Genomic DNA, 18,477 nt, shown 5'->3' with positions numbered 1-18,477 from the left:
TCCTCATGAAGATCGTCACCTGGAACATCAACGGCGTTCGCGCCCGCATCGGCAACCTCACCCACTGGCTGACCGAAAGCGCGCCGGACATCGTGTGCCTGCAGGAGATCAAGACTGTCGACGACCAGTTCCCGCGCGCCGAGATCGAGGCGCTGGGCTACAATGTCGAGACCAACGGCCAGAAGAGTTTTAACGGCGTCGCTCTCCTGTCGAAGCTTCCCTTCGACGAGGTCAATCGCGGCCTGCCGGGCGATGATGCGGATGACCATGCCCGCTTCATCGAAGGCGTTTTTTCCACCGACCAGGGCGCCTTGCGCGTCGCTTCGCTTTATCTGCCCAACGGCAATCCGGTCGACGATGAACGGAAGTTTTCCTACAAACTCGCCTGGATGGCGAGGCTGGAGCGCTGGGCGCAGGAGCGGCTGCGGCTCGAGGAAGCGCTGGTTCTGGCTGGCGACTACAACGTCATTCCCGAACCCGCCGATGCCCGGTTTCCCGAAAACTGGCTGGGCGACGCGCTGTTCCAGCCGCAGACGAGGCAGGCCTTCCGCCGGCTGAAGAATCTCGGCTTCACCGAAGCTGTGCGCGCCGTGACCGACTCGGCCGGCGTCTACACCTTCTGGGATTATCAGGCCGGCGCCTGGCAGAAGAACAACGGCATTCGCATCGACCACCTGCTGCTCTCGCCCGAAGCCGCCAACCGCTTCTCGTCGGCCTCGGTGGAAAAGCACGTCCGCGCCTGGGAAAAGCCTTCCGACCACGTGCCGGTCGCCATCGACCTCAGCCTGCAGCCCGCCTGAGACGTTGCCAGGCTCCCGGACCCAGTATCGCCACAAATCCCATCTTTGATGCGGCTTGCTGCGGGGGTTGAATGGCGATCCGATTTCTTTTCTGGCCAGCTGGCCTTGCCTTGGCGCTTGCCGCGCCGACGCCGTTGCTGGCGGCGCCAACCTGTCTTGCCAACGGCAAATCCTTCAACGTCGGCGAGACGGCGTGCCTGATGCTGGCCGGCGAGAGCTATCTCGCCCGTTGCGACATGGTTCTCAACAACACGTCCTGGACCAGGATCAAGGACGAATGTCCGGGCGAAGCGCCAAAGCCGCACCCGACATCGCTCTCGACCCCGACGCCCGGCCAGACGCCGACGGAGCCGACCGAGAATTGATTCTGCGCCACGGTCGGCGACGCTGCCGGACACCGGCATCTTTTTGAGATCTGCGAGAGAAAACCTGCGCTTACTGGTCGCCGTTGTTGCCCTTGGTCAGGATATCGTCGGCGAGCGAGATCGCGGTCCGGCGATCGGCCTCGCCGGCCGCGGCGAAAGCCTCTTCCTGCATGTTGCGAATCCAGGGCTGGTCGGCCGCCGGAGCCCGCGCCAGCGCGGCGGTCATCATCGCCAGGCCGCGCACGACCTTGCCGCTCTGGAACAGTAGATTGCCGAGCGTCGCCTGCGCGCCGGCATGGCCCTTCTCGGCCGCGAGCTGCAACCAACGGCCTGCCTGCTTGACGCTGGCCTTCACGCCACCCTCGCCCTTGAGGAACATCTGGCCGATTTCGAACTGGGCGTTCGGATTGCGATAGTTGGCGGCGGCGCGCATGTAATATTCCTGCGCCGCGACGTCGTTTTCCTCGACCGGAGTGCCGGGAATGCCCTTGCGAAGATAGTCGCCGAGCGCCACCAGCGCGTCCGACACATAGCTCTCTTCCGGCGAGCCGGGCTCGACATCCTGATCGACGATTTCCGAGAAGAACTTGAAGGCGGCGTAATCGTCGCGCGTCACGCCGTCGCCTTCGGCATACATGCGCGCAAGCTTCCAGGTGGCGCCGATCTGGCCGTTCTCGGCGGCGTATTTATAGGCCTCGACCGCCTGATCCTTATGGCCGCTCTTATAGGCGGAGAAGCCGAACTGGAACACCGCCCAGGGGCTCGACTGCGGCTTCACGCCGGTCTTGTCGTCGAACACCTTGTCGTCGAAGGCCATGGCCTGCCCAACGGCGCCCAAGGTCGCCAGAGCGACCAGTGCCGAAAAGACAGACGACCTCAACACCTCAGATATCCGCATAGCAGTGCGTTTCTTTGGCCGCGCCCGGATGGGTCACCGCGCCGTCGCGGGCCGACCCTACGGCCTGCGCATATTTCCAGATCGCGCCGGACTGATAGTCGGTCTCGCGCGCCTTCCAACTCTTTGCCCGGTCCGCCAGTTCGGCGTCCGACAGGGCCACCTCGATCGTGCCTTTCACGGCGTCGATGGATATCACGTCGCCGTCCTGGATCAGCCCGATCGGCCCGCCGACCGCCGCTTCCGGCCCGACATGGCCGATGCAGAAGCCGCGCGTGGCGCCGGAGAAGCGCCCGTCGGTGATCAGCGCCACCTTGCCGCCCATGCCCTGGCCGTAGAGCGCCGCCGTCGTCGACAGCATCTCGCGCATGCCAGGACCGCCGCGCGGCCCCTCGTAGCGAATGACGAGAACCTCGCCTTCCCGATAATTGCGCTGCGTGACCGCCTCGAAGCACTCTTCTTCCGAATCGAAGCAGCGCGCCGGACCGGAGAATTTCAGGTCCGACATGCCCGCGACCTTCACGATCGCGCCTTCGGGGGCAAGGTTGCCCTTCAAGCCCACAACGCCGCCTGTCTTGGTGATTGGCCGATTGGCGGGACGCACAACATCCTGGCTTTCATTCCAGGAAACGTGCTCCATATTTTCGGCCAAAGTGCGGCCAGTGACCGTCATGCAGTCGCCATGCAGATAGCCGTGGTCGAGCAGCGTCTTCATCAGGAGCGGAATGCCGCCGGCCTCGAACATGTCCTTGGCGACATATTTGCCGCCCGGCTTGAGGTCGGCGATATAGGGCGTCTTCTCGAAGATCGCCGCCACGTCGAACAGGTCGAACTTGATGCCGGCCTCATGCGCGATCGCCGGCAAATGCAGCGCCGCGTTGGTCGAGCCGCCAGTGGCCGAAACCACGGTCGCCGCGTTCTCCAGCGCCTTGCGCGTGACGATATCGCGCGGCCGGATGTTCCTGGCGATCAGCTCCATGACCTTTTCGCCCGAGGCGAAATTGAAGCGGTCGCGCATTTCATAGGGCGCCGGCGCGCCGCAGGAATAGGGCAGCGCCAGGCCAATGGCTTCAGCAACGGTCGCCATGGTGTTGGCGGTGAACTGGGCGCCGCAGGAACCGGCGGAAGGACAGGCCGCCTGCTCGATCTCGAGCAATTCGGCGTCGCTGATCGTACCGACCGAGTGCTGGCCGACCGCCTCGAACACGTCCTGCACGGTGATCTGCCGGCCGCGATAGCTGCCGGGCAGGATCGAGCCGCCATAGATGAAGATCGACGGCACGTTGAGGCGCACCATCGCCATCATCATGCCGGGCAGCGACTTGTCGCAGCCGGCGAGCCCGACCAGCGCATCGTAGCAATGGCCGCGCATGGTGAGCTCGACCGAATCGGCGATGACCTCGCGCGACACCAATGACGATTTCATGCCCTGGTGGCCCATGGCGATGCCGTCGGTGACGGTGATGGTGCAGAACTCGCGCGGCGTGCCGTTCGCGGCCGCAACGCCCTTCTTGACCACCTGCGCCTGGCGCATCAGCGAGATGTTGCAAGGAGCCGCCTCGTTCCAGCAACTGGCGACGCCAACCAGCGGCTGCGCGATCTCGGCCGCCGACAGGCCCATGGCATAAAGATAGGAACGATGCGGCGCGCGCGCCGGACCTTCGGTCACGTAGCGGCTGGGCAGCTTGGCCTTGGAGATTGCCTTGGCGTCCATCATCGTCCTTGCCGCACACCCCGCGGCCGGTCCCATCGCCGCGCCAACCTGGCACGCATCCCGGGACATATCTCGGGTGCTCCGGGTTTATGGCGGGAAATGGGCAGTTCCCTCGGCAAGTCTTGTAGCGCGGGGGTTGTTCATAAACTGTTGCCAAAACGTCACAATCGCATCGGGCGCCGGTTCTGACGCGAATTTGCGACGGCGGGTCAAGGGACCAGGTGGATCGCCTGCCTGACAACGAAAAAGGCCGAGCACTGCCCGGCCTTTTTTCGTTGAACTTTCAGAACCTTAGAACTTGATCTTAAGTCCGCCTGAAACCGCCGTGACCAGATCGTTGCCGAAGTCGTAGCTGGCATCGTTACCGGCCACATAGCCATTCTTGTCAGTCAGGGTGCCGGAATGGCCACTCGTCAACACGCCGATCGCGCCGGCCAGGCGAAATTCGACGTTCGGGCGCGGTGTATAGGCAACGCCGCCGCCGAGCGTCCATGTGTCGCTCTGCGAACCGTAACCGTGCGAGGTGCCACGATCCCAGGTGAGCTGACCGGCGGCACTCCACTGATCGTTGAACTTGTGGCCAACACCGCCGCTGACCGTCCAGCCGTCTTGATACATCAGATCCAGGGAGGTCCATCTGATCGGCCTCGGAGAGGTCGTTGTACAAGCAGCAAGGCCTTTCGTGGCCTGCGAGCAGATTGGAATGCTCTGCAGAATGCTCCAGTTGACCCATTTTACCGAGCCGAACGCAAGCCAGCCGGGAGCTATACCGGACTGGACCTTCAATTCGACAGAATCCGGCATCGAAGCTTCGCCATAAATCGGAATAACCGGACCGCCGACATGGGTTAAATCAAGGGTACCTGAAATGTTGTCCAGCTTCACTTGGGAATTGTAAACGAGGCTGGCGCGTAAAGCGATTTCAGGAATTTCATAGGCCAGCCCAGCGCGCCAGCCCCAACCACTGCTCGACAAATCTACGCGGCCAGTGCCGGAGAAATTCGGGAGGAGCGGTGACACAAGGTCTTCCTTGAAGCCATAGACTTCCTGATAAAACACGCCGCCAATGAAGCGAACCTGGCCTTTGCCAGCATCCATCTTATAGGAACAAGTGGTTGCGTAGTTGTCGCTGTTGATTTTAGTTTCCATGTTGGATTGCGCGCCGACCCACTGGCCGGGGGCCGTATGCGCCCCCCAAGGCTGAGAGTAGTCGAACATACAGTCGATCCCAGGCACGACTTGGGCCTTAACGCCGATGCGCGGCACCCAGTAATTCTCACTGTCTTTGGCACTAGTCGAGCCTAAGACGGTGCCGTCGAGCGGATCCGTATCCTTCGCGTTCTTGAGTTTGCGATCTGGCATCACATAGGTTGCTTCCGCTTCCGTAGCGAATGGAGCCGGATCGAACAGCAGATCAATATCGTAGCCACCGCGCTCGATACCGCCGGCATGCGCCGGGACGACCGCGGCGCCGATCAAAGCGATCGAAAAGCAGCCTGCCCCCAGCAGCGCTTTGACTCGCAAAACATTCATGGAAATCCCTCCCCGAAATACAAGTGGCTCAAGCTAGAGCCAATTCGGGTTAACGACGCAACAACGATTTCAAGAGTTGTACGTGTACATCTTGACAGCACCTATTTTTGCCATGGTCATCGACGCTGCAATCGGCGCCTAAATCACGCGAGCCGGCGTAAAACGATCGAAAAAAACCGGGGAAACTACCCAAAACAGGGCAAAAACGGCCGGTTTTGGGGCTGGCGGACTGCATTGTTACATTATGGCAACAATGCGGCGCAAACTTTCCGTTTACGTCAAAATTAACGTAGCGGCAGCCGCATTTTCGAGGCAGCTAACGCACCGGAAAGCGCCTTTGGAGTGAGGGCGAATCTTGCCGTTCAGCCGGCGTCGCGGACCCTGGTCAAAGCCACAGAAAGCTTCTCCTGCGCCTCGCGATATTCGGCGAGTTTCTCGCGCTCGGCCTCGACCACTTCCTCCGGCGCGTTGGCGACGAATTTTTCGTTCGAGAGCTTCTTGTGCAGCCGCGCGATCTCCTCGGTGACCTTCGCCAGTTCCTTCTGCAGCCGCGCGGCCTCGGCCTGGAGATCGATCAGGCTGCCGAGCGGCAGGCTTACCGTCGCCTCGTTGAGCACGATCTGCGCCGAACCTTTCGGCGGCGCATCGGCGAGCGCGATATCGCCGACGCGCGCCAGCCGCTTGATCGCCTGGGCGTGGCGCTCCAGCCGCTCCTGCGTCACCGTGTTGGCGCCGATCACCGTCAGCGGCGCGATCGCCGCCGGCGGCACGTTCATTTCCGAACGCACCGAGCGGATGCCCGAGACGAGATCGACCAGCCAGTTGACGTCGGCGGCGGCCTCCTCGTCCTCGAAGTCGGGCGACGGCCATGCGGCATGGCAAAGCAGCGACGAGCGCTCCTTGCCCTCGCCGGCGGTCTGCGCCCACAATTCCTCGGTCATGAACGGCATCATCGGATGCAGGAGCTTGTAGATTTCGTCCAGCACGAAGGCGACGCAGGCCCGGCTCTCGGCCTTGGCGGCCTCGTCCGTGCCCATGAACACCGGCTTCAACAGTTCCAGGTACCAGTCGCAGAACAGGTTCCAGACGAAGCGGTAGGCGGCGCCCGCCGCTTCGTTGAAACGATAGCTGGTGATGCCTTCGGTGACCGCGCGCGCCGCGCGCGTCAGCTCGGTCAGGATCCAGCGATTGACCGGCAGCTTGGCGTCGTTCAGCCAGAACTCGTCGTTGCGCGCGGCCTCGTTCATCTCGGCGAAGCGCGTCGCGTTCCACAGCTTGGTGCCGAAATTGCGGTAGCCGGCGATGCGCGCCGGATCGAGCTTCACGTCGCGGCCTTGCGCCGCCATGACGGTCAGCGTGAAGCGCAGCGCATCGGCGCCGTATTCGTCGATCAGCTCGAGCGGGTCGATGACGTTGCCTTTCGACTTCGACATCTTCTGCCCGTTCTTGTCGCGCACCAGCGCGTGCACATAGACGGTGTGGAACGGCTCATCGTCCATGAAGTGCAGGCCCATCATCATCATGCGGGCGACCCAGAAGAAGATGATGTCGAAGCCGGTCACCAGCACGTCGGTCTGGTAATAGGTCTTGAGCTCCGGCGTCTGGTCGGGCCAGCCGAGCGTCGAGAACGGCCACAGCGCCGACGAGAACCAGGTGTCGAGCACGTCCTCGTCGCGGGTCAGGATCTCGCCCGGCTGGAAGTTCTCGAGCTTATCCTCGACCCAGGCTTTCCACGGCCCTTCCAGCGCCAGGTAATATTCAATGGCGGCAGCGAGCGCCTCTTCCTCGGTCTTCTCGACGAAGACATGCCCGTCCGGTCCGTACCAGGCCGGGATCTGGTGACCCCACCAGAGCTGGCGCGAGATGCACCAGGGCTGGATGTTCTCCATCCAGTCGAAATAGGTCTTTTCCCAGTTCTTCGGCACGAAGTTGGTACGGCCCTCGCGCACCGAGGCGATCGCCGGCTTGGCGAGCTCGGCGGCGTTCACGTACCACTGGTCGGTCAGGAACGGCTCGATCGGCACGCCGCCGCGGTCGCCATGCGGCACGGCATGCCTGTGCGGCTCGACCTTGTCGAGGAAGCCGCCGGCCTCCATCAGCTCGACGATCTTCTTGCGGGCCGTGAAACGGTCGAGCCCATCCAGCTCGTCCCACACCGCCTGGCGCTCCGGCGTGACATCGAGACCGGCAAGGAAGTCCTCGTTGTCCTTCAGCTTGATGGCCGCTTCGACCGTCAGGATGTTGATCGCCGGCAGCTTGTGGCGCTTGCCGACCTCGAAGTCGTTGAAGTCATGCGCCGGCGTGATCTTGACCGCGCCGGAGCCTTTTTCCGGATCGGAATACTCGTCGGCGACGATCGGTATCTTGCGGCCGACGATCGGCAGCACGACGTTGCGGCCGACCAGACCGGTGAAGCGCTCGTCATCGGGATGCACGGCCACGGCCGTGTCGCCGAGCATCGTCTCGGGACGGGTCGTGGCGACCGTGATGAAGGTCTTCGGGTTCTCGGGGTCGAACGCCTCGCCCTCGATCGGATAGCGGAAATGCCAGAGATTGCCGTTCACCTCGTGCTGCTCGACCTCGAGGTCGGAAATGGCGGTGAGCAGCTTCGGGTCCCAGTTCACAAGGCGCTTGTCCTTGTAGATAAGGCCTTCTTTGTAGAGGGTGACGAAGACCTCCAGCACCGCCTTGGACAGGCCTTCGTCCATGGTGAAGCGTTCGCGCGACCAGTCGGCCGAGGCGCCGAGCCGCTTCAGCTGGTTGAAGATCGCGCCGCCGGATTCGGCCTTCCACTCCCAGATTTTCTCGATGAACTCCTCGCGCGTCAGATCGCGGCGGTGGATCTGCTTTTCCATGAGTTGGCGCTCGACCACCATCTGCGTGGCGATGCCGGCGTGATCCATGCCGGGCTGCCAGAGCACGTTCTTGCCGCGCATGCGCTCGAAGCGCACGAGAATGTCCTGCAGCGTGTTGTTGAGCGCATGGCCCATATGCAGCGAGCCGGTGACGTTCGGCGGCGGGATGACGATGGTGAAGGCTTCGGCCCCTTCCTCCGCGCCGGCGCCCGCCCGGAAGGCGTCTGCCTCTTCCCAGACTTTGGCGATCTTCGGCTCGACGGCTTTGGCGTCGTAGGTCTTATCAAGCATGGAGGAGGTCCGAACTGTCGGGAACAAGCGTCCGGTGTAAATCGGAAGGTCTTGGCCGAGTCAACCGCGAGCGCTGCGATAGCTTCCACAGATAGGCCCGCCGCGAGCAGCGACAATGCCGGCCGGGCGAGCAGCAGCGCTTCCCTGGAGCAATTCCAGAAAAAGTGCGTAGCGGTTTTCCGTCCGGAATTGCGCAGAAACAAGGATTTTGAGCAGTTCGGCGATTCCGAGAAACGCTGAACCGCTCAAAGCAGCCTTAGACAAAAGCGCCGCCCCAGGACGGCGCTTGCCGGGCTGCCTGTTGCGCCAGCTTACTGCGCCCCGCGCGCCACGCGCTCGATCTCCTCGCGCACCAGCCTTTCGACCAGCGTCGGCAGGTTGTTGTCGAGCCAATCCTGCAGCATCGGCCGCAGCATTTCCTCGGCCATCTCATCGAAGCTTTTCTTGCCGCGGCTGGCAAAAGCATCGGAAAGCTCGCCAAAGGCCGCGGCGACCTGCCGGCCCGTATGCTCGGAAAGGATCGCGGGCCGAGCCGGCTGCACCTCCGGTTCGGATGCCCGGGACGCGCCTACAGGCACGGAAGCTTCAAACGTCGGCTCTTCCTTCTCGATCTCGGCCTTCGGCGCGGCCTCCGGAGCCCGGATAGCCGGTCTCGCGGTGACCGTGCTGCCGCCGACCGCCGCGATTTCGCGCCGCCAGTCGGCGACAATGGTCTCGGCCGTCTGCGGCGCATTTGCCGCGGCCGGCTTGCTTGCGGCCGCTTGCGCGCTCGGCGCAGTGCTCTCGAGCTCAACTGTCGGCGCAGTCTTCACCGGTTCGGTGCGGGCGGCGCGCGGCAGCACCGGATCGGTTGCCGCAAGCTGCGCCTGGACCTCCGCCAGCGTCGGCGACTTGCGGACGTCGGCATGCAATTCGGAACGAAAGGCATCAACCTCGACAGCGGGCGCGCCAGCCGCGGCCGGCTCCAGATCCTGGCGCAGCTCGCCGGCCTCGGCCGGTTGCTTGCGCCCGGTGTCGCTGTCTTCGATGATCCTTCGGATGGAAGCCAGTATCTCTTCCATGGAAGGTTCGCGCTGCGCGCTGCTTGCCGTCGCCATCGTCACATCTGCCGCCCTAGTGACCTGTCCAAGAACTTGACCTGCTCAGAACCGACCGTTCAAGAACTTGACCCGTTCAAGAATTCCGTCCTGCCCGGGCCGGAATTCGAATCAATGGAGACAGCGTAACCGACCGATCGTCATCCGAGAATCCCCAATCTGGAGACACGTTCGATTTCAACAGATTAGGCGACGCGCAGCCTAACGAGCCTCCCGGAAAGACAAACGCCGCGCGTCCATCGGACACGCGGCGTTTGCAGGAAGCATGCTGTCGGCAATCAGCGCCCGTCTGGCGTGCGCAGTCCGATCCACTTGTCCTTGACGGCGTTGTAATGCTCTTCCGGCCTGTATTTGGTGACCGCCAGGCCCAGCCGATCCACCGACAACCGGCCCATCGCCTGGAGAATGGCATAGCTCGCCACCACCACGTCGCGCTCGGAACTGGCCTGGTTGATCTTGGCGGTGATGACCGCGTTCTGCGCGTTCAACACATCCAGCGTCGTGCGCTGGCCGACATTGCGCTCTTCGATGACGCCGTTGAGCGCCAGCTGCGCGGCATCGATCACTTGCCTGTTGGCAGCAACCGTTTCGCGCGCCGCGGTGTATTGCGTCCATGCCGTGACCAGAGCCTGGCGCACCTGATCGCGGGTGACGTCGATCTGGATGCGTGCCTCCGAAAGCGATTCCTTGTTCTGCCGCACAACCGCCGAGGTCCGGCCGCCCGAATAGATCGGAATGGTCAGCGTGGCGCCGATATTGGCCGAGGTCGAGGTGCCGTTGGTGCCCCTGATGTCGGGAACGGAGTGGCTGTAATTGTCCGAAACGCCGGCCGAGGCCGTCACTTGCGGCAGCAGCGCGCCTTCCGCCGACTTCACCGAAAAGGCCGCGGCATCGACTAGATGCTGTGTGGCAAGAATGGCGGGATGCTCGGCGGAAGCGATGGCCAAGGCCGAATCGACGCTACCCGGCAGCAGCTTGCCCAGCGGCGAGGCTGGCCTGAGCTTGCCCGGTTCGTCGCCGACGATCTGGTGATAGGTGGCGGCGCTCGCCAGCGCCGTCGCGCGGGCAGCGCTCAGCTGCGCCACGGCCGTCGCGCGCGAGGCATCGGCCTGGGCCACGTCGGTGCGGGTGCCCTCGCCGACCTCGAAGCGCGAGCGGGCGGCGCGCGCCTGCTCGCTGAGGAACTGCAGGTTCTGCTCGGTCAGCACCGCGACCTGGCGGTCGCGAATCACGTCCATATAGGCGCTGGCCGCGTTGAACAGGATGTTCTCTTCGGTGTTGCGCAGGCTTTCGACCGAGGCCTTCACCTGCGATTCGGCGGCAGCGACATTGTTCCTGGTCTGAAACCCATCGAACAGCGTCTGGTTGATTTGTATGCCGAAGTTGCCCGTGGTGATGTTCTGGGTGGAGCCCTGTGCGTGGGTGCTGGTGTAATCGATGCTGCTCGAACCGGTGACGGTCGGGCGCCAGCCCGACTTGGCGATGGCCACGCCCTCATCGGTGACGCGAACGCCGGCGCGGGCCGCGTTGAGCTGCGAATTGTACTGGTAGGCTTTGGCGAGCGCGCCTGTAATGGTTTCGGCGGAGGCGGCCAGCGGCGAAAGCGCGGTGGCCGAAACAAGGATAGCTACTAAAATACTCTTGCGTAGAGGCGGCACGTTATATCCCTCATTCGTTTTGCATGGGAACCACGCCACGCCAACCCACCCTTACGGATCGGCTAGCGCCGCGTTGTTTATCGTTCCCCCGCTGACGGCCTCCCGGAAACGCCCGGTCAACAAATCAGCAACGATTGTCAGGCGCAAGCGATCATGACAGCGCCTTCGCTGCAAGGCAAAAACGCTCAGAATTCAAATGCGTGAGCACGTTCGAAGCCCGGTAGTGGCTTAATTGCCGCATTAAAGGCACGCCTTCCGGTTACACCCCCCCCTGCCTTGAAAAATAGCCGGGCCACGCCAGAGTTGCCCCGCCCTTCGACCGCAACCAGGCGTCCATCTTCCGCGAGCTGGTCGAGCAATGCCTGCGGCACTTCCTCGACGCTGCCGCCGATGAAGATGACATTGTAGGGCCCTTTGGCGGCCTGCCCTTGCGGCAGCGGCCCGGTGACGACCGTGACGTTCCGGCAGCCAAGGCTGGAAAGTGTTGATTTCGCGGCCTCCGCCAGCGCCGCATCGCTCTCCAGCGCGACGACGGAACGCGCCAGCCTGGACAGCAACGCGGCGGAATAGCCGGTGCCGCAACCGACATCGAGCACCGAATCGCTGGCGTCGATCTCGGCCAGCTGCAAAAGCTTGGCGAGCGGCGACGGCTCCATCAGGTAGCGTGCGCCGCTGCCATTGGCGCCGTCGGAAATGCGGATGTCCTCGTCGATATAGGCCAGATCCTGCTGTCCGGCGCCGACAAAGGCCTCGCGCGGAACGGTCAGCATCGCTTCGATGAGCGGCGCGCTGGTCACGTCTGTCGTGCGGATCTGGCCGTCGACCATCTTCACGCGGCGTTCGGAGAAATCAGCGTTCATGTCCCAACAATCCGCTCCCCGCGCCAGGCGCGCGGCCAAAACTTCGACTGGAACCCCGCTCCGGCGCGATTGCGCTGGAGCCCGCAAGCATCTGGAGGCCTCGCCCGGAATCGAACCGGGGTGCAAGGATTTGCAGTCCTCTGCGTAACCACTCCGCCACGAGGCCTCGCAATGCTCCCGGCGTTCCGAGCGAACTCATTATGTTGGCGCTCAAAGGTCGTCAAGCGCTCGCGCGTCTTTCCCGGCGCTTTCGCAAGGAGCAGCCAAAGTGGTGATTACCAATCGGTTGTCACGGGTCCGGCATCGCCGCTGCGGAGCCGCCCCGTGCTCTCAGTCGGGCCGCCGCCGGCGTTCCCACCAGACGACGAAACGCCGTCGGTGGCGTCGGATCATCGCGAATTCATAGGATAGAACCAGCAGACCGAGCGGAATCATCCAGAAACCGAGAATCGGCAGAAAGCCCAGAAGCCCGCCAAGCGTAAGCAGCATGCCGATCGCGATTCGCCAGCCGCGCGAGCGCGGCATGGTGAACTCGCGGCCGAAGATCGAAATCTTCCGCGCCGGGGCGTTGTCATCATCCGCTGCGGTCATTCAAGCCAATCCCATCTGCTGCTTAAGCCGTGTCAAGGCGACAACCGGCCGCTTTGTTCCGTGCCGGTGTGAAGCCCTTCATATGTGGGCGCGCCGAACGATGGCACAAATAGCCGCATCAAAAACTGGAGAAAAATTGCGAAATGCTTCTTTGCAAAGCCGAAAGGTGTTTGCTATAGGCTGCGCCACTCACGTTAGAGCCTCCGTTCCCCGGTAGCTCAGTGGTAGAGCAACCGGCTGTTAACCGGTTGGTCGCTGGTTCGAATCCGGCCCGGGGAGCCAACATTTCCAACGGTTTCAGAGTTTTCGGGAACGGCCGAAAATAGGCTGATCTACAGCATGTCTACACAACTCGACTTCGCTAGGCGCCGATCTACACCGGAATCGCCCGAAGGAGAGAAATCACCATGGAACACGTTTTGATGAGCTGATCGGCCTGCAGAGACTCAGCCGAGATCGAATTGGCGAGCCGCCGCGACGGCCTGGACGATTCGCTTGGCAGGGAACCTAGTAACCGGCGTGGCGATCGGCGTCGGAATTGCCGGCGGTATGGCTCTAGGCGGTTAATGAAACCCTCCGGGTGCAAAAACCTATGCGGGGAAGTTAGCCCGAAGCAAAGACAACATCAGACCTTGCGCCTCCGTCCGCCTTGACGGCCGCGTGGCAGTCTCTCAGTTTTTTGGACGACCCACTCTTGGCGTGGGCTCGGCGGATGTAGTCGAAAACGTGACGTGCGGTGTCGCCTTCGCCAACGAAAACGAAGGGTTCGCGGCTTGTGTGCACGGTGACGGTCTCATAACGCCTGTCGAGCGGCGGACCGGGATCGTCCCGAAAGTCGACATTTTTCCGGAGAAGCACTTTCATTTCGTCGGGCACGATTGAAACCTCCCTGTCGAAGGTGATCTCCTTTTTCCAGTAGATCAAGACCGGAAGCGGTACGCCTCCGAATTGCGGTGCCAATTCTTTCCTGCGACACTCGGCGAGTCCATCGCGACATGGGGGAGTCTTCTATGCTTGCAAAAGACGCTGTGATCTGCTGGACGCCAGACAGGCCGCCCTTCCATGACCGCCCTACGGCGGGGACGATCATGGTCACAACCGCTCCACTGCCGCAGCACGACTATGGTCATATGAAAACGTATGGAGCCGTAAACTTGGACTGGAGGCAGATGGACGCTTACGACCGTCGGCAAAAGCTTCAACGCCTTTTCACTCAGATCATTCATAAGGATTGCATTCCCGAGATCGATGCCCGTCTGGCTCTTTCAGTCATTGATGACATCCTGATTGATGACCTTCACAGTCAGCAGCAGGATGAAGATGAGGTGTAAGGTAAGCGGCGGCCGATCGCATCGCGCCTCAGCCAGCGAGTAGGGAACCCATATATGGCGGCGACCGTCGCGCTTAACCAGGTATCGGCCAACCTATGGGAGATGCCCCAGCCTTTGCGGGATTACGCCGGCGAGCTGCTGAAGCGGGGAAGATCCTACCATCAAGCGTTCCAGATCCTTGCCGAGCGTAACGAACCCGGTCTTAGCTATCCGGCCTATTTCCTCCTCGCGCACGCCGTGGAGGTCATTCTCAAATCATATCTGGTGGCGAAGGGCACGCCGAAGAGCAAGCTTGGCAAAAGACCATTGCGACATGACACAGGACAAGTGTTCGCTGAGTGCGAAAAGCAAGGCCTTGTGGTTGCCGACCAAATGATGAAAGCGCTGGCGATCCAGCTCGCCCATGTCAATCAGGATTACGACCTGCGCTATCCCACTGGCTTCAATCTATCCATTCCTGGCCCTAAGCATTGCGTCCCTCCCCTCGATGCCCTGATCGCCGCGGTCGCGCCGGGCGTCGAAAAGGCCTTCATCATAGCGCAAATCCAGTTCGCAGCCGACACACAGCACCTTCGCGGCAGCAAAATCCGATGGAGCGATTAGGCGACGATGACAGCCGAACTCGCGGTATCCGTAGTAGCCTTAGTCGTCTCCATCCTGGCGTTCGGGCTATCGATCTTCTTTTGGCGGCGCCAGTTCCGACCGATCGTAACGGCGATGGTTCAGACGCATGACGGAGGTAACGAGGCGATCGCCTATAATCTGGTGGTACTGAATTCGGGGTCGATCCCAGCCAAGAACATCAGGTTGATAGTACGAGACCAGGCGGCGCTCGAGGCTGCCCTTGGCGCTGGCGCCGATGCCGAGGCACGCGGCCTTTGGCTGGCCTGTTTTGAGTCCTCGATGGTGATCCGCCTTCTTCAGAACGGCGCGCAGACGACATGCTCTTTTGGCCTAACACATAGGATTCCGAAGAAGAGCTTTTGGAAGGCTCAAGCCGAATTTCCGATCCAACTCGAATACGAAGGTTGGTTTGGCAAGAAATACCGCGACGATCCGCCGAACGTCCTGCAGATCGCCGACAGCGATAGTTTCACCGGAGGCATGTGGGGACCGGTGAAAAAGGACGGACCGGCTTACATCGAATGAGGCCGGCAGCGGATGCGGACCGGGCATTACACGTGCACCAGCTCACACCACTGGCGAAAACGGCGAACGAGCAAGCGCCTGATATCGCAGCGAAAAATCCGCGGTATGCAGCGATAGACTACTCCCTTACCAAGGGAGAGTTCGACGACTCCATCTCATTCATGGTCATCATCGTCGTTGTCGATGGGACTACCTTCGTCGACGACACGCTCGACATGCCATTTCGTAATAAGTTTAGATGCCCATGCCACGCCCAATGCCAATACCGTGGCTGAACGCGAGTTCCGCACCAAGGCGCCGGCCGGAATCTATGTTGATGCCAAGCTCGCGCTTGCGGTTGGCAAGCAGGGATTCAAGCTGGGGATCGCGTTCGAGGCTCTTCGCCATGTCGGACATAGCCGAGCGGGTTGACTTGTAGCCGGACATGTCGCCAGCCTGGTATTGGTCCTGGCTTGTCCGGTGGAGCTTCTGCCAGCGTTCCACGAAACGGTCGGCCCGGCGGGTCGGATCGGCTTCCGGTCCGGTGCGGATTTCGCTTTCAAGCTGGAGAGCGAGCACGATACGGTTGACGCTACCGGCTCCCGCTTCACGAACCAGCTCGGGATTCTTGATATAGGCCGCTTCGGCATCGCGCCAGCCATGCGGCCGAACCTTATCGAACGCGTTGCGTGCATCCCTCAATTCGCGCATCTGCCCGGGACTACCCTGCCCGTCCACATTTCCGTTGCTGATAATAGCGTCGAGCGCTCGCGCGTGGCGCACGAGAGCCTTCGTGCGAGCTCTGCGCAACGCCGCTTCCTCGTCCAACAACGCATCCGCTCCGCGTTGCGCTCCCTTGGCGCCCGCTTCCCTTCCTGGTTCGGCGCCGGCATCGCCGTTTTGCGTTCCAACCTCTCCCCCTTTCGGCCTGTACGCACGGTCCTGGCCGGGCTCTGGTTGCCCGGGCGAGCGCAACCCGTCCAGCATCCTTTCAATCCCGTCGCGAAGCTTCTCCGGAACGATCCGGCGCACGATCTTGACCACACGCTGACGGAAGCTGATCCCGCGTCGCTCGGCATAGTGTTGCGCCGGGTCGATCTGGTCGTAATCCGACGCCATATCCTTGGTGCGGTCGCGTGACAGCGCGCGGACAAGTCGTTCGCGGGTCGCGAAGTCTTCGCTGCCGTAATGCAGTTCCATCCCATCCCGATGTCGCGACAGGGACACGTAGCTGCTGTGCGCATCCATGCCCGGCGTTGCCAGCACATGGGTGCGGTCGACCGTCATGCCCTGGGCCTTATGGATGGTCGCGGCATAGCCGTGGTCGATGTGGGCATAGTCTTTCAGATCGAAGCGCACAGACCTGGCGTCATCGGTTTGAACCGTCATCGTCTGGACGCTGACCTCTTCGATCACACCGAGCGTGCCGTTCTTGACGCCGAGCGACCGCTCGTTGCGCAAGAACATGACCCGGTCGCCGCGTGCGAAGGTCCTTGCACCGCGCTCCACATCCACCTGAACTTCGTCGCCGAGATCTCCATCCGCGCGCATGCGCTCGCGCGCTGCCTGGTTGAGCGCGCGCACTTCGTCGTTTGTGTGGGTGAGAATGATCCGGCTCGCTTCAGGCTCTGCATGCCTGTCCCGATCCCAGCGCTCGACAAGATCGCTGCGTGCCTCATCGCGCGACGCAGCTTGGTGCACCATGCCCTGCGCGTCATAGGCGTCGATCGCAGCGCCGATCCTGCCGGTTGCAAGATCGCGCGTGGCCTCACGCTGCCAGTCCTGGCGCTGTCGGCGCACCTGGCCGATCTCGACGCCGCCGTGACGCTCGTGAATCGAACGGAATGCAGCGCCGGCTTCGATCGCCTGCAGCTGCTGCGGATCGCCGACCAGAACGACCTTTGCGCCAGCGTTGGCGGCATTGGAAAGCACGCGCTCCAACTGGCACGTGCCGACCATGCCGGCCTCGTCGATCACTAGGACATCACGCGCGGTGAGCAGATCGCGGCCCTGTCCCCAGCCATGTTCCAAGCTGGCGATGGTGCGCGACGAAATCCCCGATCCGCCTTCGAGATTCTCGGCCGCGATGCCGGACAGTGCGGCGCCTCGAACCTCATAGCCCGCTGCCGCCCATGCCTGGCGCGCAACGCCCAGCATGGCGCTCTTCCCCGTTCCCGCAAAACCAACCACGATGCCAAGACCACGGCCGTCAGTGATGTGATCCAGCGCATCGGTCTGCTCGACCGACAAAACAAGGCCACGCTGCTTGGCATGCACCAGTGCCGCCTCACGGTGCTGATCGCCCACGGCATGATGTCCCTCCGCGGCCATGCGTTCTGCCGCACCATGCAGGCGCTGTTCTGTCTCGATCATCTGCCGGGTGGTGAAGCGATCTTCGCCGCGTCCGTCCTTGCCGAGTTCAACCAGGTCGGGCGCTCCGCTGATCGCGCCCATCACCGCGTTGAACTGCTCCATCCCGTCGCTGTGCCGATGGGAGAACTTCGCAATGTCCTTTCGGGTAAAGGTCGATTGCTGCTGCGTGATGGCGTCGAGCGCCACGTATGGATCGGCGATGATGCGCGTACCATTGTTGCGCGCGATATCGCGATGCAGTTCGGCGCGATCGGCGTCAATGCCGGCAGCACCAAGGCCGCTGTCCTCAATGCGTTGGGCTGGCGCACCGATCTGCGTTTGCGGCTCCAAGGCAATGCCCTGGGCTTCCAGGCTGCGATGATCTATACGGGCGTCGATGTCGAGTTCGGCCAGGCGCTCATTGGCGAGCTCAGCCCATCGCTCGCGCCAGCGCTCGACCAATTCCGTCTGGTTCCAGTCGCGCATCTTCGCCCCAAAACCGTTCTCATCGACTGAGCGCATGGTGAGCATGGCATGGGCATGCGGTTTGAGACTTCCGTCCTCCGCCTTGTCCCAATGCACATTGAGATCGGCCACCATGCCTCGGCTGACAAACTCAGATTGAACGAAGTCGCGCGCCAGCTCGATGCCTTGCCCCTGGCTTAGTTCGCGCGGAAGGGCGAACTCCACCTCGCGGGCAAGCTGCGCATCCTTGCGCAGCTCGAACGCATCGACATCGTTCCACAGCCGTTCGCGATCGATCCAGGCCTCCGGCGCATTCTCCGGCAGCAAGACCTCGGAATGGACAACGCCGCGCTTGGCCGAGAAGTCATGGCTTCGATCAATTCGCTCGTCTCGCAGCCGCGAGGCAGAGCGGTAGGCGGCCGACGCCACAGCACTCGAGCCTGCCTTTCGGCCAATGACTTTGACATGAAGATGAAAGATCGCCATCGCGAGCAGATCATTTGCACGTCAAAGCGCACGTCGGCACGACGTATAAGCGCGCC

The 18,477-nt window shown here is 62.3% G+C and carries 15 protein-coding genes and 2 tRNA genes; 6 read left to right on the top strand and 11 right to left on the bottom strand.

Annotation, left to right across the window (positions count from 1 at the left end; genetic code table 11):
• Positions 1-5: 5 nt before the first annotated feature.
• Together xth and FJ419_RS09865 are read left to right on the top strand one after the other, a co-directional pair.
• On the top strand, positions 6-800 hold the full coding sequence (gene xth / locus FJ419_RS09870; RefSeq protein WP_095765010.1) for an exodeoxyribonuclease III: 795 nt from the start codon (positions 6-8) through the stop codon (positions 798-800).
• A gap of 71 nt (positions 801-871) precedes the next feature.
• Entirely contained in the window at positions 872-1,165 is a 294-nt protein-coding gene (locus tag FJ419_RS09865; RefSeq protein ID WP_140646697.1) for a hypothetical protein, read from the top strand.
• 70 nt (positions 1,166-1,235) lie between these two features.
• Here the strand turns inward: FJ419_RS09865 and FJ419_RS09860 are convergent, their stop codons facing one another.
• From FJ419_RS09860 to FJ419_RS09815, 9 genes are all read right to left on the bottom strand, one after another.
• The gene (locus tag FJ419_RS09860; RefSeq protein ID WP_140690384.1) at positions 1,236-2,063 is read right to left on the bottom strand and encodes a tetratricopeptide repeat protein; all 828 of its coding nucleotides are present in this window, start codon (positions 2,061-2,063) and stop codon (positions 1,236-1,238) included.
• A complete protein-coding gene (ilvD, locus tag FJ419_RS09855; RefSeq protein WP_140691091.1) occupies positions 2,050-3,774 on the bottom strand; it encodes a dihydroxy-acid dehydratase in 1,725 nt (574 codons plus the stop codon). Before ilvD ends, FJ419_RS09860 begins: the two co-directional genes overlap by 14 nt.
• 291 nt (positions 3,775-4,065) lie before the next feature.
• Positions 4,066-5,307 carry an OmpP1/FadL family transporter gene (locus FJ419_RS09850; protein ID WP_140690381.1) on the bottom strand — a complete coding sequence of 414 codons (1,242 nt, stop codon included), beginning with the start codon at positions 5,305-5,307 and terminating at the stop codon, positions 4,066-4,068.
• A 362-nt stretch (positions 5,308-5,669) separates the two neighbouring features.
• Positions 5,670-8,453: a valine--tRNA ligase gene (locus tag FJ419_RS09845; RefSeq protein ID WP_140690378.1), complete on the bottom strand. Its 2,784-nt coding sequence runs from the start codon at positions 8,451-8,453 to the stop codon at positions 5,670-5,672.
• Positions 8,454-8,764: 311 nt separating this feature from the next.
• Entirely contained in the window at positions 8,765-9,550 is a 786-nt protein-coding gene (locus FJ419_RS09835) for a PopZ family protein (protein ID WP_140690372.1), read from the bottom strand.
• Positions 9,551-9,828: 278 nt separating this feature from the next.
• On the bottom strand, positions 9,829-11,208 hold the full coding sequence (locus FJ419_RS09830) for a TolC family outer membrane protein (protein WP_140543175.1): 1,380 nt from the start codon (positions 11,206-11,208) through the stop codon (positions 9,829-9,831).
• Between the two features lie 185 nt (positions 11,209-11,393).
• Positions 11,394-12,068, bottom strand: a complete 675-nt coding sequence (locus tag FJ419_RS09825; protein WP_140691088.1) for a protein-L-isoaspartate O-methyltransferase — start codon at positions 12,066-12,068, stop codon at positions 11,394-11,396.
• 92 nt (positions 12,069-12,160) lie between these two features.
• A tRNA-Cys gene (locus tag FJ419_RS09820) sits at positions 12,161-12,234 on the bottom strand.
• A gap of 164 nt (positions 12,235-12,398) precedes the next feature.
• Positions 12,399-12,659, bottom strand: coding sequence for a hypothetical protein (locus FJ419_RS09815; RefSeq protein WP_095765002.1), 261 nt, complete (start codon positions 12,657-12,659; stop codon positions 12,399-12,401).
• Between the two features lie 207 nt (positions 12,660-12,866).
• On the opposite strand from FJ419_RS09815, the gene FJ419_RS09810 reads away from it, so the two are divergent.
• Positions 12,867-12,941: transfer RNA gene (locus FJ419_RS09810), tRNA-Asn, on the top strand.
• Positions 12,942-13,262: 321 nt separating this feature from the next.
• On the opposite strand, the gene FJ419_RS09805 is transcribed toward FJ419_RS09810, so the two are convergent.
• Complete coding sequence (locus FJ419_RS09805; RefSeq protein ID WP_140690370.1) at positions 13,263-13,619, bottom strand: hypothetical protein; 357 nt, start codon at positions 13,617-13,619, stop codon at positions 13,263-13,265.
• Positions 13,620-13,669: 50 nt separating this feature from the next.
• Between FJ419_RS09805 and FJ419_RS09800 the strand changes: the two genes are divergently transcribed.
• From FJ419_RS09800 to FJ419_RS09790, 3 genes are read left to right on the top strand one after another with little or no spacing between them, the layout of a single operon-like run.
• The gene (locus FJ419_RS09800) at positions 13,670-13,990 is read left to right on the top strand and encodes a hypothetical protein (protein WP_140690367.1); all 321 of its coding nucleotides are present in this window, start codon (positions 13,670-13,672) and stop codon (positions 13,988-13,990) included.
• A gap of 54 nt (positions 13,991-14,044) precedes the next feature.
• Positions 14,045-14,593 carry a hypothetical protein gene (locus tag FJ419_RS09795; protein WP_140690364.1) on the top strand — a complete coding sequence of 183 codons (549 nt, stop codon included), beginning with the start codon at positions 14,045-14,047 and terminating at the stop codon, positions 14,591-14,593.
• Between the two features lie 6 nt (positions 14,594-14,599).
• Complete coding sequence (locus FJ419_RS09790; RefSeq protein ID WP_140690361.1) at positions 14,600-15,139, top strand: hypothetical protein; 540 nt, start codon at positions 14,600-14,602, stop codon at positions 15,137-15,139.
• Positions 15,140-15,373: 234 nt separating this feature from the next.
• Here the strand turns inward: FJ419_RS09790 and traA are convergent, their stop codons facing one another.
• A complete protein-coding gene (gene traA / locus FJ419_RS09785; RefSeq protein WP_140690357.1) occupies positions 15,374-18,421 on the bottom strand; it encodes a Ti-type conjugative transfer relaxase TraA in 3,048 nt (1,015 codons plus the stop codon).
• Between the last annotated feature and the right edge of the window lie 56 nt (positions 18,422-18,477).

This window comes from Mesorhizobium sp. B2-6-2, assembly GCF_006440615.1.
Lineage (GTDB): Bacteria > Pseudomonadota > Alphaproteobacteria > Rhizobiales > Rhizobiaceae > Mesorhizobium.
Note: the sequence above shows the minus strand (reverse complement) of the source record. Positions and strands in the feature narration are given on the sequence as shown.